Here is a 14,829-nt window from a genome sequence, read left to right as displayed (position 1 = left end):
CCCATGCGTGTCGGCGGACACACGACGGCCCGGGATCGTGACCGAAAGTGGAGGTCGCGATCCCGGGCCGTGTGGCACCGGGGAAGTGCGGGGATGAGGTCGGCCGAACCGGCCGGTGGTCGTCTTAGACCGCGACCTCATCGGCACCGGAGCTCAGGCCGGCGAGCGAGCCGGTGTCGATCGACCCGGTCTCCTCCGCCTCGTCGTCGGTGGCCGTGGTGTCGTTCTCGGAGGACGCGGCGGAGCCGGTGTCGGCCTCGGCCGCGGTCGCGGCGGCCACGTCGGCGTTATCCTCGCTGCTGCCCGGCAGCGAGCCGGTGTCGAGCGAGCCGGTCTCCGCGGCGTCGTCGTCGGTGGCGTCCTCGTCCGCGGAGCCCGAGCCGGTGCCACCGTCGACCAGGTCGCTGCCGGTGTTCGGGGAGACGCCGAGGCTGCCGAGCTCGACCGAGCCCGGGTTCGGGGTCTCGGCGTCGAGATTGACATTGAGGGCCAGGCTGCCCGCGTCGAGTGCGAGGTCCGTGCCGAGGGCGCCCTCGAGGCTGCCGTCCTCACCAGTCAGGTCGGACAGGCTGCCCTCCTCGCCGGCGAGGTTCTCGAGGCTGGCGGTGGGGCCCTCGGGCGTGGTGGCGTCCTGCGCGGCGGCGAGGCCCGGGAATGCGATGGCGGCACCGATGCCGAACGCGCCGACGGCGGCGATCTTCGCGGTGGTCCGGTTGGTGGTCTTGCGGTGGGTGTTCGTCACTGCTGAACGTCTCCGATCTGCATTGACCACGATGTGTCTCATCGCGGGCACCCCGGCCGTGTGGCTGGGGTGCGTCGGCGACCCTACAAGTGACATCAGGCCATGTCAGCCCCCGATTTGTTCAGTGGCGCTTCAGGTAACAGTTCGGTGATGTGGTGCCTTGTAGCGTGTGCCCCAACCGGCGGCGGGAGGCGTCGCGCCTGCCTAGGGTGGGTCCATGGACACCTCCGATCGTCCGGACCGCCAGTCGTGGGGGCCTCCCGTCGTGGTGGAGACCCACGGGGCGCTCATCTTCCTCTGTGGTGACAAGGCTCACAAAGTACGCAAACCGATCGATCTGGGCTTCCTCGACAACCGCACCGTGCAGGCGCGCGCGGAGCAGAGCCACCGGGAGGTGGAACTGGGCCGTCGGCTCGCCCCGGACGTGTATCTCGGTGTGTTGCAGGTGCGCCGGCCCCGCTCGTCCGATGGGCAGGACGACAACGACGACGAGGTCATCGACCACGTCGTGGAGATGCGTCGACTCCCGGAGCGGGAGAGCCTCGCCTGGCTGGTGCGGGAGCGGGAGGCCGGCGCGTCCCGGGTCGGCGATACGGACATCGTTGGCGGCCTGGGCGAGGTGGCCCGGCAGGTCGCGCGTCTGCACGCGGACAGCCACCGCACGCCGGAGATCGACGCGGCGGGCGACCCGGGCGTGGTGGCCGGTCTGTGGACGGAGTCGCTCGAGCACCTGCGCGGACTGAGCGTGGGCGAGGACGCGCCGGGGATCGTTGACGACATCGCGGAACTCGCCGGCATCTACCTGCGTGGCCGCGGTCCGCTGCTGCGATCGCGGATCGAGGCGGGCCGGGTCGTGGACGGCCACGGGGATCTACTGGCCGCGGACGTCTATCTGACCGGCGACGGCCCGCGGATCATCGACTGCCTCGAGTTCGACGACCGGCTCCGTTTCGGGGACGCCGTGCTGGACATCGGGTTCCTGGCCATGGATCTCGACCGGTCGGGGGCGACCGACCTCGCCGTCGTCGTCCTCGAGGCCTATCGCGAGGCCTCCGGCGACGACGCGCCGGCGTCACTCGTGCACCACTACATGGCGTATCGCGCGCTCGTGCGCGCCAAGGTCGCCGCGATCCGCGCCGCGCAGACGGACTCCGGCGGCGCTGACGCCCGCCTCGCGGTGGAGTTGGCAGCCCGGGCCGTCGACGGCCTGCTGCGGGCGCGCGTGCGGCTGGTGCTGGTGGGCGGGGCCTCCGGCTCCGGTAAGTCGACGGTCGCCGCGCCCCTCGCGGCCGCGCTGAGCGCCGAGCTGGTGCGCTCGGACCTGGTGCGATCGGACGTGGCGCGACGCGAGGGCGCGGAGGGCCGCTATTCGCCGGAGGCGATCGCGGCGGTCTACGCCGAGATGCTCGACCGCGCGGCCGGCCACCTCGCGCTGGGACGCAGCGTGGTGCTGGATGCCACGTGGCTCGAGCCGCGGCGGCGGGCCGAGGCCGAGACCGTGGCCGCCGACGCCCACGCCGAGCTCGTGGAGATCTCGTGCACCGCACCCCGCGACGAGCTCGCGCGCCGGGTCACCGAGCGCGCCCGGGCGGGAACGGACCCGTCCGAGGCGACTGTCGAGGTGCTCGACGCCCAGCTCGCGGACAGGGCGCCGTGGCCCGACGCCATCGAGCTGGACACCACCGCGCTGGACGGCCGCGACGGCGACGCGGTCCGACGGTGGGCCGAGCGCGAGTTGGGTCCGCTGCCCTGGGCGTGATCCGCCGGGTCAGACGATCTGCCGCCGGTGCCCGTCAGGGGGACGGCGTTTGGCCGGGCGGGCGGGGGATGGATGTCACGAACTGCATGGACCGGTACGGCCAGCCGGCCGGCCCGGCCGCCGAATCGTGGGTGTTCCACTGGCTCACCACGACGTGCCACTGCTCCGGCGTGGAGCCCGGGATCGGGCAGCCGCAGTACAACTGGGCCACGCGGGCGGGGCCGGAGGCCGGGTCGGTGCCGTCGGACTCGTCGCCCCACGCGCTGCCCGGCAGCAGCGTGGCGTGGGCCGTCACCGAGCGGTCCAGCAGGTCCGCCCCGATCCGCGGGAACGTCAGGCAGTCGATCCGGTAGTGCTCGGCGTTGAAGTAGGTCAGGGTCCAGAAGTCCTCGCATCGCCGCAGGTACATCTCGCCGATGCGGCCCGGCAGGACGATGGTGGTGGGGTTGCCCCAGTCCCAGTGGCCGTCCTTGTAGCCGTAGGTCTGCCAGCGCCCGGTGCTCGGGTCGTCGAGGTGCTCCTCGCGGACGCGCATGAGGATGGCGCCCTTGTCGCGCTGGAAGCCCGTCGACATGACGTACACCCAGCCGTCGCCGCCCCGCTCCCACGTCCACAGCTGGCGGTGTCCGCCCTCGAGTCGGGGCGAGAACTCCGCGCCCGTCGGCTCCCACGTGCGGCCGTCATCGGTGGATCGGTGGATCTGCGTGCGGGTGACCGTGCCGAGTCCCTCGTTCACCATGACGTGCAGGTACATGGTGTCGTCGATGGTCAGCACGTCGCTCGGCAGGACGGTCGAACAGCCGCGGCCGTGCACGTAGCCGAGGAGCTGCGACGCGTAGTCGCGCGGGCCCGGGCCGGCGGCGTCCGCCCACTCGATGCCGGCGGCCGGATCGGTGGTGTCGGAGAACAGCCCGACGGGGGAGCGCCAGTCCGGGTTGCCGGGCCCGGGCCGGTCGTCGGTCGTGGGCGCGCACTGCGCGATCCCCGGATGCGGTTTGCCGACGTGCGGGGCGCCCATCCCCGCACCGGCGAAGGTGTCCCCGAACACGGCGAGCAACCGCCCGGCGGGGGTCCGGGCGACGATTCCCAGGTCTGTGCCCTCCATGCCGAACCGGGTGGTGATCCCCGGCCCGCTCAGGTCACGGACCTTGCGGGTCGCGGTCGAGGGCGCGGCGGGGGCCTGCGGCGTCTCCGTCATGGAGCAGACGCTACCGCGCCACGGCGTGACGGGGACCGACACCGGCCGAGGTCCGGCGGGGGTGGTCGGCGGGGCTGCAGGCGTCGAACGGAGACCTCCGAGGCCGGAGGCGGGGGTCGTTGTCGGGTCACAGAAATTTTCAGTGCAGTCCACACATGTCGATTGCGGAGGCGTATGGTCTTGCTCGTGACCCACCCATTCGCGCGGGCCGGGAGGGAACTCGTCCCCGGCCACTGGTTTGGCTCCGCCGCCGTGCTGGCCCTCGGGTGCGCGCTCGCTCTGACCGTCGTGGGGTTCGGGCACGGCGTCCCGCTGGCGATCGCGGTCTTCGCGGCCATTGCCGCCGTGGCGCTGTGGAATTCCCCGCTCCGGGCGACCGGGCACGTGCCACTGGATTCGGTGCGAAGCCGGGCCGATTCCAACTCCGAGAAGGCCGTCGTGGTGCTCTGGCGTCCGGGTTGCGCCTACTCGTCGGCGCTGCGCCGCCGGGCCGCCCGCGAGGGCCTCGAGGTCCATTGGGTGAACATCTGGCGCGACGAGGACGCCTACGAGCTGTGCCGCAGCATCAACCGTGGCTCCGAGGAGACACCCACGGCCATGGTGCTGGACCCCAGGGTCGGCGGCCCCGTCGTCATCCCGGCCTCGGTCCCCGGGATCCGCGAGGCCACCGTGACCCGCTCCCTCCAGTCCCGCGCGGTGCGCCGCCGCTGAGTAGGCCGGGGCGGCCGCGGCGACGGTGTCGACCACCGCAGTCGCCGCCCGTTCCCCGTTTCTCGCTGCCGGCCGCTGCCCGCCGCCCTCGGCCGTTTTGTCGCCATCAGCGTGGATCTTGTCGGCGTCACTGCGATGTTCTCGTGAAATCCTCGCAGTGAGGCCACCAAGACGCAGGGCGGCGAGCGGGCAAGCTGCTTAAGCGCTAGCTGCGAGGAGACTGACCGTGCGAGGGGGTCAGGCCCCCGCCCCGGCGACCTCGTGGCGCAGCTCGGCCCCGTCGCCGAGCTCGGCCTCAAGACGCAGCGCGGCCCCGTCGGCGACGAGGGCCGCGGTCTTGCGGTGGGCCTTGATGACCGAGGTCCCGTCGCGCAGCGGCAGCGGGATCACCTCCTCGGCCTCGACACCGGCGAGCAACAGGCGCGCGCGAATGAGCTCGGAATCGATCTCGGCACCCAGCAGCAGCGCGTTGTTCGAGATCCAGATCAGGAACAGGAAGATGATGGCGCCGGCCAGCGAGCCGTAGGTGGCGTTGTAGTTGCTGAAGTGGGATGCGTAGAAGGTGAAGCCCCAGCCGCCGGCGATGGTCACGACCAGGGCGACGATCGTGCCGGGGGACAGGTAGCGGAAACGCGGCCGGCGGACGTTCGGGGTGAGTTGGTAGAGGATCCCGATCACCAGCACCACGATGGCCACCAGCGCCGGCCACTTGAGGAATGACCACACCGTGAGCGCGAGATCACCCAGCCCGACGAATCTGAAGACGCTCTCGGCCAGCCCGCCGGTGAGGGTGAGGATGAGGGCCGCGCACGCCAGCAGCGCCACGAGAAACGCGGTGAGCAGCACGAACGCCGGTCGTCGCCACCAGAACGGGCGACCTTCCCCGACGCCGTAGATGCGGTTGAGGGCGCGGCCGAACGCGCCGACGTAACTCGAGGCGGTCCAGAGCGCGCCGAGCAGGCCGACCACCAGCGCAAAGCCGGCGGCCCTCGTGCGCACGAGGCTTTCCACGGGGCCGCGGAGGAACTCGACGGTCGCCTGCGGAACCGAATCGTTGAGCAGTTGCATCACCGCCTGGACCGTCTCGTCGCCGCGGCCGAAGACGCCGAGCAGGGAGACCAGCACGATCATCGTCGGCAGCAGCGACAGCACCGCGTGGTAGGTCAGCCCGGAGGCCATGTCCATGCAGTTGTCCGAGTTGAATTTCGGCAGGGCGCGTCTGAGCGCGTACACGGCGCCGCGGCGCGCCAGCGTGCCCGGGACCTCGGACGCCCCCTCCCTCTCCCGCAGATACCCGATGCCGCGGCGATGCAGTGTCTCGTCGCCTGCGATGAGTTCGGCCGCCCTGGCGTCGGTCACCGTCGTCCCGCCTCCCCGGTGCCGGGGCACCGCCTGCTGATCGTGGGGATCGGGCTCCGCGCCGCGGTGGGTGGCGGCCCCGATCCTCCCCACTCTGGCAGGACGACGACGACGGCGATGCCCGGTTGACGTGCACCGGCCCCGGTCGGCGGCGAACAGGTCTGGAACTGTGATCTGGATAACAGTAGGCTGAGAGGGTGAAGTCCTCCGTTCCTTTTCGCCGCCTCGCCGTGGGCCGGGTCCGTGGGGGTCCCGGGCGGGACCGCCGCGGCATTCTTCGCTGACCCGGGTCGCCGGGGACGGCCGTCGGGCCCCGGAGTACGTGCCAGCCCTGAGAGAAATCTCACAAGGTGGAATTTTTTTCCCACGTCAGGGGCGGTGGTTTGACTTGCGCGACTTGTGTGGGTAACCCCTTCTCCCCATATTATTTTCCAGCCAGAGAGCCTCGGTTCTCTGTGTGCGGGTGTTCCGACAACCACGGAGTCGACCCGTCGACAAGCGAAGGCGAACAGATGACGACGAATCCCGGCCCACAAGGCCTGTACCGCCCGGAGTACGAGCACGACGCCTGTGGCGTCGCGTTCGTGGTGGACATGTACGGACGTCAGTCCCGGGACATCGTCGAGAAGGCGATCGCCGCGCTGGTGAACCTCGAGCACCGCGGCGCCGTGGGCGCCGAGGTGAACACCGGCGACGGCACGGGCTTGTTGATCCAGATACCTGACAGGTTCCTCCGCGAGGTGTTGCGTGAGGAGCAGAACAGAGAACTACCCGAGGCCGGTGCGTATGCAACCGGCCTTTGTTTTCTCCCGCAGTCCCGGATGCTGGCCATGGACGCCATGCGGATGGTCGAGCGGATAGGCGCCGAGCAGGGCGTCAGCGTGATCGGTTGGCGCGAGGTCCCGGTCGACGACTCCTCGGTCGGTGCGATCGCCCGCGACGCGCAGCCCACGATCCACCAGATCTTCGTCAAGGCCGCCGGCCCGGACGGACGGCTGCTCACCGGGCTCGAACTCGAGCGCAAGTGCTTCGTCGTCCGGAAGCGGTGCGAGCACGAGCTGGGCAGCAAGGGCCCCGGCCGCGGCGACATCGGCTCCGAGACGGTCTACTTCCCCTCACTGAGCCCGCGGACCATCGTCTACAAGGGTATGCTCACCGAGAAGCAGCTCCCGGACTTCTACGTCGACCTCCGGGACGAGCGCGTCGAGTCGGCGCTGGGCATCGTGCACTCCCGGTTCTCCACCAACACGTTCCCGGCGTGGCCCCTGGCCCACCCGTTCCGCTACGTCGCGCACAACGGCGAGATCAACACCGCGCGCGGCAACGAGAACTGGATGCGGGCCCGCGAGTCGCTCATGTCGAGCGAGCACATCGAGGACCTGTCGGCGGCGCTGCCGATCTGCACCCCCGGCGGATCGGACACCGCCCGCTTCGACGAGGCGCTCGAGCTGCTGACCCTGGCAGGGCGGCCGCTGCCGCACGCCGTGCTCATGATGGTCCCCGAGGCCTGGGAGCGGCACGCGACCATGGACCCCGCCAAGCGGGCGTTCTACGAGTACCACGCCTCGCTCATGGAGGCCTGGGACGGACCGGCCTCGATCACCTTCACCGACGGCACCGTGATCGGCGCCGTGCTCGACCGCAACGGTCTGCGCCCCTCGCGCATCTGGGTGACCGACGACGGCCTCGTCGTGATGGCCTCCGAGGTGGGCGTGCTCGACATCCCGCAGGACAAGGTGGTCACCAAGACCCGCCTGCGGCCGGGCCGGATGTTCCTGGTCGACACCGAGCAGGGCCGGATCATCGACGACGAGGAGATCAAGACCTCCCTCGCCGCCGAGCACCCGTACCGCACCTGGCTCGACGAGGGCATCACCCGCCTCGAGGACCTGCCCGAGGTCCGACACGAGATCATGAGCCACGAGCGCGTGGTGCTGCGCCAGCGGGTCTTCGGCTACACCGAGGAGGAGCTGCGGATACTTGTCTCGCCGATGGCCGCAACGGGTGCCGAGGCGATCGGATCCATGGGTACCGACACCCCGCTGCCGGTGCTGTCCCAGCGGTCGCGGATGCTGTTCGACTTCTTCGCCCAGCGATTCGCCCAGGTCACCAACCCGCCGCTCGACGCCATCCGCGAGGAACTGGTCACCAGCTACGGCGTGACCCTGGGCCCGGAGGGCGATCTCATCAACCCGGGGCCGGACTCGTGCCGGCAGGTCCGACTGGACAACCCGATCCTCAGCAACACCGACCTCACCACGCTCATGGCGGCCGGTCGGGTCCGGCCCGGCCTGCAGTCGGTCGTCGTCCGGGGCCTGTACAACGTCGCCCACGGCGGTCGCGGCCTGCGCATCGCGCTCGACCGGATCCGCCGCGAGGTCTCCCGCGCCATCGAAGACGGCGCGTCGATCATCGTGCTGTCGGATCGCGAGTCGGACGAGCGCAACGCGCCGATCCCGTCGCTGCTGCTGACCTCGGCCGTCCACCACCACCTGGTGCGGGAGAAGACCCGGACCCGCGTCGGCCTGGTGATCGAGTCCGGCGATGCCCGCGAGGTCCACCACATGGCCGTGCTCTTCGGCTACGGCGCCGAGGCGATCAACCCGTACATGGCGTTCGAGTCGATCGACGAGCTCGTCAAGACCGGCGACCTGACCGGCGTCGAGACCGAGGTGGCCTACGCCAACTACCGCAAGGCGGCCGCCAAGGGCGTGCTCAAGGTGATGTCCAAGATGGGCATCTCCACCCTCGCCTCGTACACCGGCGCCCAGCTGTTCGACGTCACCGGTCTGTCGCAGGAATTGTGCGACGAGTACTTCACCGGCTCGATCAGCCCCATCGACGGCATCGACCTGGACGAGATCGCCGAGGACGTGGCCCGCCGTCACCGCTTCGCCTTCCTGCCGCGGCCCGAGGAGGCCGCGCACAGGGAGCTCGAGATCGGTGGCGAGTACCAGTGGCGCCGCGAGGGCGAGTACCACCTGTTCAACCCGGACACGGTGTTCAAGCTCCAGCACTCCACGCGGTCCGGCCGCTACGAGATCTTCAAGGAGTACACACGCCTGGTCGACGACCAGTCCGAGCGACTGGCCACCCTGCGCGGCCTGTTCGAACTCAGCAGTGACCGCCCGCCCATACCGATCGACCGGGTCGAGCCGGTCTCGGAGATCGTCAAGCGGTTCTCCACCGGTGCCATGAGCTACGGCTCGATCTCCGCCGAGGCACACGAGACCCTAGCGATCGCCATGAACCGGCTCCACGCGCGGTCCAATTCCGGCGAGGGCGGCGAGTCGACGGACCGCTTCACCCCGGACGCGAACGGCGACTGGCGACGCTCGGCCATCAAGCAGGTCGCCTCCGGCCGGTTCGGCGTGACCAGCCACTACCTCGCCAACTGCACCGACATCCAGATCAAGATGGCCCAGGGTGCCAAGCCCGGTGAGGGAGGCCAGCTCCCGCCGAACAAGGTGTACCCGTGGGTCGCCGAGGTCCGGGGCTCGACGCCGGGCGTCGGCCTCATCTCGCCGCCGCCGCACCACGACATCTACTCGATCGAGGACCTGGCGCAGCTCATCTACGACCTGAAGAACGCGAATCCGCAGGCGCGGGTCCACGTGAAGCTGGTCGCCGAGCAGGGCGTCGGCACCGTGGCCACGGGCGTGTCCAAGACACACGCCGACGTGGTGCTCATCTCCGGTCACGACGGCGGCACCGGGGCCTCCCCGCTGACCTCCCTCAAGCACGCCGGTGGGCCGTGGGAGCTCGGCCTGGCCGAGACCCAGCAGACCCTGCTGGTCAACGGCCTGCGTGATCGCATCGTCGTGCAGGTCGACGGGCAGCTCAAGACCGGGCGCGACGTGATCATCGCGGCCCTGCTCGGCGGGGAGGAGTTCGGCTTCGCCACCGCCCCGCTCGTGGTGGCCGGCTGCGTCATGATGCGCGTCTGCCATCTCGACACATGCCCCGTCGGCGTGGCCACCCAGAACCCGGTGCTGCGCGAGCGGTTCAACGGCAAGGCCGAGTACGTCGTGAACTTCATGGAGTTCATCGCCGAGGAGGTCCGCGAGTATCTCGCCGAGCTGGGCTTCCGCTCCCTCGACGAGGCGATCGGCCACTCGGAGTGCCTCGACAAGTCCCGGGCGTTCGCCCACAACAAGCGCATCGCGGGACTCGATCTGGAGCCGATCTTCGCCCAGGCCGATTCGCCGTTCATGCACCAGGACCTGCGCTGCACGAAGAAGCAGGACCACAAGCTGGGGAAGGTGCTCGACCGGACGCTGATCGACGACTGCCGCGACGTCGTCGTCGACCCCTCGCGCGGGCCCGTCACCGGCGCCTACCCGATCGCCAACGTCAACCGCTCGGTGGGCACGATGCTCAGCCACGAGATCTCCAGGGCGCACGGCGCCGCCGGACTCCCCGACGGCTCCATCGACCTGTCCTTCACCGGATCGGCGGGCAACTCCTTCGGCGCGTTCCTCGCCTCCGGCGTGACCCAGCGCGTCTTCGGTGACGCCAACGACTACGTCGGCAAGGGCCTGTCCGGCGGCCGGATCGTGGTCCGCCCGGCACACGACGCGGCCCCCGATTTCGTGGCCGAGAACAACATCATCGCCGGCAACGTGATCTGCTACGGCGCCACCGCCGGCGAGGTGTTCCTGCGGGGGATCGTGGGCGAGCGGTTCTGCGTGCGCAACTCCGGCGTCACCGCGGTCGTCGAGGGCGTGGGCGACCACGCCTGCGAGTACATGACCGGCGGAAAGGTCGTGGTGCTCGGCTCCACCGGCCGCAACGTCGCCGCCGGCATGTCGGGCGGCGTGGCCTACTTCTACGACCCCGACGGCGCGCTGGCCGAGAACCTCAACGGTGAGCTCGTCGACATCGAGGAGCTCGACGCCGACGACGTGAAGTTCCTCCACGACATCGTGGAGCGGCACGTCGCCGAGACCGACTCGGCCCGGGGCCGGGACATCCTGGGCGGCTGGGCCCAGAACGTGAATCACTTCGCCAAGGTCATGCCGCGCGACTACAAGCGCGTGCTGCTGGCCATCGAGCAGGCGGAGAAGGACGGACGCAACGTGGACGAGGCGATCATGGAGGCCGCAAATGGCTGACCCGAAGGGCTTTCTCAAGCACACCGAGCGCGAGCTGCCGAAGCGCCGGCCGGTCGACCTCCGGATCATGGACTGGAAGGAGGTCTACGAGTCCACGACCCTGCCCGAGGACCACCTGAGGACGCAGGCCTCCCGGTGCATGAGCTGCGGCATCCCGTTCTGTCACCAGGGCTGCCCGCTGGGCAACATCATCCCGGAGTGGAACGACCTGGTGCACCGCGGACGCTGGGACGCGGCGGTGGACAGGCTCCACGCGACCAACAACTTCCCCGAGTTCACCGGTCGGCTGTGCCCGGCGCCGTGCGAGGGGTCGTGTGTCCTGGGCATCAACCAGGAACCGGTCACCATCAAGCAGATCGAGGTCGAGATCGCCGAGGCCGGGTGGGCCGAGGGCGGGATGGACCCGGTCGTGCCGTCGTTCCGTACCGGGCAGACCGTCGCCGTGGTGGGCTCCGGCCCGGCCGGGCTGGCCGCCGCCCAGCAGCTCACCCGTGCCGGGCACGCCGTCACGGTCTTCGAGCGGGACGACCGCATCGGCGGGCTCATGCGGTACGGGATCCCGGAGTTCAAGATGGAGAAGGCGGTCCTCGACCGCCGCCTGGCGCAGATGGAGGCCGAGGGCACGGTGTTCCGACCCGGCGTCAACGTCGGCAAGGACATCACCGCCGCCCAGCTGCGTGCGCAGTTCGACGCGATCGTGCTGTGCGGCGGCGCCACCCTGCGCCGCGACCTGCCGGTCCCCGGCCGTGAGCTCGACGGGATCCACCAGGCGATGGACTTCCTGCCGCTGGCCAACAAGGCCGCCGCGGGGGATCCGGTGGTGGACGCGGACGGGCTGCCGGAGGTCCACGCGCGCGACAAGCACGTGATCATCATCGGCGGCGGCGACACCGGCGCGGACTGCCTCGGCACCGCCACCCGCCAGGGCGCGAGGTCGGTGAAGAGTTTCGAGATCATGCCCCGCCCGCCGGCCACCCGCGCGGCCTCGACGCCGTGGCCGGTGTACCCGCTGATGTTCCGCACCGCCTCCGCGCACGAGGAGAACGGTGAGCGGGTGTACAGCGTGTCGACCGCCGAGTTCGTGGGCTCCGACGGGCATGTGACCGCGCTCAAGGGCTCCGAGGTGAAGATGGTCGACGGCCGGTTCGAGCCCGTGCCCGGCTCCGACTTCGAGTACCCCGCCGACCTGGTGCTGCTCGCGATGGGGTTCACCGGTGCGCAACGCTCCGGCCTGTGCTCGGACCTGGGCGTCGACTTCACCGACCGCGGCAACGTGGACCGGGACGGCACGTGGGCGACCAACGTCGACGGCGTCTTCGTGGCCGGCGACATGGGCCGCGGCCAGTCGCTCATCGTGTGGGCCATCGCGGAGGGCCGCTCGGCGGCGGCCGCGGTGGACCGGTACCTGATGGGCGAGACGGCGCTGCCGTCTCCCGTCCGACCGACGGACCTCGCCCAGCGCTGACGGCGACACGGCGCCCCTGAGCACTGCGACTCGAGGGGCGCCGTGGCGTAATACCTGAGGCGAACCTAAGATTGGGCGCATCACAATTCCAGGCCGCCCGGCCGCCGTCACGGAAGGCAGGTTATGGTCCGCCGTCGCCCTCTCGCCGTGATCGGTGCACTCTGCGCCGTGATCGCGCTGCAGGGCGCCCCGGCGGCGACGGCGCAGGTCCTCGAGCCGGGGCCGCGGGTGGTGCTCACCGACCTGCCGGCGCTCAGCCAGTTGCCCCCGCTGCCCGCCGGGGGAGAGGACGTCGTGGAGGAGAAGGCGCCCGATGAGGGGACCTTTGGCATGTCGGCGGTGCAGATGGTGGCGCTCGTGCTGGCCGTGGGCGCCCTCGTCGCAGGCGGGACAGGTCTGGCGCTGGTCACGCGGCGCGGCCGGGGGACCCTGCCGGAGGAGGCGCCGCGGCGCGCTCCGACCCCGCCGCCGGTCGCCCGATAAGCTCAGCGGCATGAGCCGCCACATCGCAGGACGAGGACGCGCCGGCCGGTCCGCACCCGCGCCGGCCGGTCCGCCGGTCGACGCCGTCGAGTGCGACCTGAGCCGCAAACTGACGCTGGGCCAGTTCCTCAAGCTGTCCTCGCTGCTGGACTCCGGCGCCGACGCCAAGGACGCCGTCGCCGCCGGCGAGGTCAGTGTCAACGGTGAGGTCGACCTGCGGCGCGGCCGCGGCATGGTCGACGGGGACGTGGTGGCCACCGGTGGTCGCGCGGCCCGCGTGGTGGCCCGGTCCGGGGCGGAGGGGAACCGATGAGCGTGGGGGCACAGGGGTCGGTTCCGGCCCCGGTGATCTTGCATGACGACGACGCCGGCGCCCGTCGGTATGCCGAGTGGTTGGCGGAGGACTTCGAGACGCGGGCCACCCGTTATGACGAGGCGGACCCCGGCGAGATGGTGGTCGCCGGCACGGTCGTGCTGTTCACCGGCATGCAGCCCGGTGGTGGTCTCGGCGGCTCGACGTTCATCACCGACAACTGGGAGGCGCTGGTCGAGGCAGGTCGCCGGGTCTCGGTGGTGATGGTGGGCGGCACGCCCGTCACCGACGACGCGCGGATCGAGCTGATGTCGACCGAGTTCTCCGCGGACCAGCTCAGCAAGCTCAAGCTGTTCCAGCTGCGCGGGGTGGTGACCCCGGACCAGCTCGGCTTCCGCCAGCGCCTGGGGATCAAGACAGCGCTGGCCGCACTCCGCCGGAAGTCGGACCGTACTCCGGAGGAGGACGCGATGCTCGAGCTGGGCGGGCTCGATCTCACCGACAGGGTCTCGCTCGGTCCGCTGCTGCGCTGGATTCGCCGGGAGGCCTGAGCTGACTCCCCTCGCGGGCAGGCTGTGCCGGTCCGTCCGGCCGGCCGGGGTGCAGCGCACAATCCGGATGAAAGAGAGTTAACATACGCTGCGTAGTCCCGCCGTGGCGCGGGCCAGCGACTCCGGAGGATGCCCCCATGCGCAAGACCGCCCTCGTCTCTGCCGCGTCGGCTCTGGCCGCGGCCACGATCCTCGCCGCAACCGGGGCCGCTCACGCCGAGGAGGGCGAGCCGGCTCCCCCTGTCGATCTGGACACCCCGGCAGGCTGTGTGTTCATCCACACCTACACCGGCGTGGTGCGGTGCATGACCCTCGACGCGGCGACCGCCGCCCTCGCGGCCGGGAGTTTCGGATACGGCTCGCTGGGCACCGGCTCTCTGGCGGACCTGATCAGCGGGCTCATCAACACCGGATCCGTGGTGCTGTCGGTGGGCGTGCCCAACTCGACAGGGTCCTACGCGCCCGGATCGACCGGTAGCTACGGGCCGGAGGCGTCGGTCGGGCAGCTCCTCACTGCGCCGCTCGCGAGCCTCGGCGGGGCCTTCTGACGAGGCCGTCAGCGCACCACGATGCCGTCGGTGTCGGCGTAGAGCATGTCGCCGGGCACGAAGTCGACCCCGCCGAAGCTCACCGTGACATCGCGCTCGCCCGCGCCGGTCTTGGTGGACTTGCGCGGGTTGGTGCCCAGGGCCTTGCAGCCGAAGTCCATGCCGCCGACGACCGCCGAGTCGCGGATCGCGCCGTTGACCACCACACCGGCCCACCCGTTGGAGCGGCCCAGCTCGGCGATGAGGTCGCCCACCAGGGCGGTGTGGACGCTCGCGCCGCCGTCGATCACCAGCACCCGGCCCTCGCCGGCCTCGCCGAGCACGCTCTTGAGCAAGGCGTTGTCCTGGAAGCACCGGACGGTGGAGACGGGGCCGAAGAACTCGGTGCGTCCGCCCAGGTCGCGGAACTGGGTGTCGCAGCTGCGGACGTCCTCGCCGATCTCGTCGACGAGGTCCGCCGTGGGGACGAATCCGGTGGGGCTGTCGGTCATGCGTGTCCTCCTGAACGATGCGGTCAACACCCCTCACGCTATCCGGCCAGCCGACCACGGGTCGGCCCACCCGTGGGGGACAATGGCCGGAGAAC

General features: G+C 70.8%; 12 protein-coding genes. 8 read left to right on the top strand and 4 right to left on the bottom strand.

Translation table 11 applies throughout. The features are described from left to right. Window positions 1-124: 124 nt before the first annotated feature. Window positions 125-742 (bottom strand): hypothetical protein, encoded by a 618-nt coding sequence (locus tag K3888_RS13960; protein WP_230930885.1) that lies wholly within the window; start codon window positions 740-742, stop codon window positions 125-127. 217 nt (window positions 743-959) lie between these two features. Between K3888_RS13960 and K3888_RS13955 the strand changes: the two genes are divergently transcribed. Further along, window positions 960-2,501, top strand: a complete 1,542-nt coding sequence (locus tag K3888_RS13955) for a bifunctional aminoglycoside phosphotransferase/ATP-binding protein (protein WP_230930884.1) — start codon at window positions 960-962, stop codon at window positions 2,499-2,501. A gap of 34 nt (window positions 2,502-2,535) precedes the next feature. Here the strand turns inward: K3888_RS13955 and K3888_RS13950 are convergent, their stop codons facing one another. Continuing rightward, complete coding sequence (locus K3888_RS13950; protein ID WP_230930883.1) at window positions 2,536-3,699, bottom strand: glycoside hydrolase family 183 protein; 1,164 nt, start codon at window positions 3,697-3,699, stop codon at window positions 2,536-2,538. Window positions 3,700-3,885: 186 nt separating this feature from the next. On the opposite strand from K3888_RS13950, the gene K3888_RS13945 reads away from it, so the two are divergent. Continuing rightward, window positions 3,886-4,410 carry a thioredoxin domain-containing protein gene (locus K3888_RS13945; RefSeq protein WP_230930882.1) on the top strand — a complete coding sequence of 175 codons (525 nt, stop codon included), beginning with the start codon at window positions 3,886-3,888 and terminating at the stop codon, window positions 4,408-4,410. A 237-nt stretch (window positions 4,411-4,647) separates the two neighbouring features. Here K3888_RS13945 and K3888_RS13940 read toward each other — a convergent pair whose 3' ends face one another. Then, window positions 4,648-5,769, bottom strand: a complete 1,122-nt coding sequence (locus tag K3888_RS13940; RefSeq protein WP_230930881.1) for a YihY/virulence factor BrkB family protein — start codon at window positions 5,767-5,769, stop codon at window positions 4,648-4,650. Window positions 5,770-6,281: 512 nt separating this feature from the next. Here K3888_RS13940 and gltB point away from each other — a divergent pair. The 6 genes from gltB (at window position 6,282) to K3888_RS13910 (ending at window position 14,243) form a co-directional block, all read left to right on the top strand. Continuing rightward, window positions 6,282-10,883, top strand: coding sequence for a glutamate synthase large subunit (gene gltB, locus K3888_RS13935; protein ID WP_230930880.1), 4,602 nt, complete (start codon window positions 6,282-6,284; stop codon window positions 10,881-10,883). Beyond that, the gene (locus K3888_RS13930) at window positions 10,876-12,348 is read left to right on the top strand and encodes a glutamate synthase subunit beta (RefSeq protein ID WP_230930879.1); all 1,473 of its coding nucleotides are present in this window, start codon (window positions 10,876-10,878) and stop codon (window positions 12,346-12,348) included. The genes gltB and K3888_RS13930 overlap by 8 nt, the downstream gene beginning before the upstream one ends. A 147-nt stretch (window positions 12,349-12,495) precedes the next feature. Beyond that, a complete protein-coding gene (locus K3888_RS13925; RefSeq protein WP_230930878.1) occupies window positions 12,496-12,831 on the top strand; it encodes a hypothetical protein in 336 nt (111 codons plus the stop codon). 10 nt (window positions 12,832-12,841) lie between these two features. After that, a complete protein-coding gene (locus tag K3888_RS13920) occupies window positions 12,842-13,144 on the top strand; it encodes an RNA-binding S4 domain-containing protein (protein WP_230930877.1) in 303 nt (100 codons plus the stop codon). After that, the gene (locus K3888_RS13915; protein ID WP_230930876.1) at window positions 13,141-13,695 is read left to right on the top strand and encodes a hypothetical protein; all 555 of its coding nucleotides are present in this window, start codon (window positions 13,141-13,143) and stop codon (window positions 13,693-13,695) included. The genes K3888_RS13920 and K3888_RS13915 overlap by 4 nt, the downstream gene beginning before the upstream one ends. A gap of 137 nt (window positions 13,696-13,832) precedes the next feature. Continuing rightward, entirely contained in the window at window positions 13,833-14,243 is a 411-nt protein-coding gene (locus tag K3888_RS13910; protein WP_230930875.1) for a hypothetical protein, read from the top strand. Window positions 14,244-14,251: 8 nt separating this feature from the next. Here K3888_RS13910 and rraA read toward each other — a convergent pair whose 3' ends face one another. Further along, a complete protein-coding gene (gene rraA / locus K3888_RS13905; protein ID WP_230930874.1) occupies window positions 14,252-14,734 on the bottom strand; it encodes a ribonuclease E activity regulator RraA in 483 nt (160 codons plus the stop codon). Window positions 14,735-14,829: the final 95 nt, after the last annotated feature.

The sequence above is a fragment of the Dietzia aurantiaca genome (assembly GCF_021033825.1).
Classification (GTDB): domain Bacteria; phylum Actinomycetota; class Actinomycetes; order Mycobacteriales; family Mycobacteriaceae; genus Dietzia; species Dietzia aurantiaca.
Note: the sequence above shows the minus strand (reverse complement) of the source record. Positions and strands in the feature narration are given on the sequence as shown.

Bases quoted from the DNA above. Each gene is read 5' to 3' on its own strand.
- K3888_RS13955 (WP_230930884.1), top strand. From the start codon at position 960: ATGGACACCTCCGATCGTCCGGACCGCCAGTCGTGGGGGCCTCCCGTC.
- K3888_RS13950 (WP_230930883.1), bottom strand. From the start codon at position 3,699: ATGACGGAGACGCCGCAGGCCCCCGCCGCGCCCTCGACCGCGACCCGC.
- gltB (WP_230930880.1), top strand. From the start codon at position 6,282: ATGACGACGAATCCCGGCCCACAAGGCCTGTACCGCCCGGAGTACGAG.
- K3888_RS13930 (WP_230930879.1), top strand. From the start codon at position 10,876: ATGGCTGACCCGAAGGGCTTTCTCAAGCACACCGAGCGCGAGCTGCCG.
- K3888_RS13920 (WP_230930877.1), top strand. From the start codon at position 12,842: ATGAGCCGCCACATCGCAGGACGAGGACGCGCCGGCCGGTCCGCACCC.
- K3888_RS13915 (WP_230930876.1), top strand. From the start codon at position 13,141: ATGAGCGTGGGGGCACAGGGGTCGGTTCCGGCCCCGGTGATCTTGCAT.
- K3888_RS13910 (WP_230930875.1), top strand. From the start codon at position 13,833: ATGCGCAAGACCGCCCTCGTCTCTGCCGCGTCGGCTCTGGCCGCGGCC.
- rraA (WP_230930874.1), bottom strand. From the start codon at position 14,734: ATGACCGACAGCCCCACCGGATTCGTCCCCACGGCGGACCTCGTCGAC.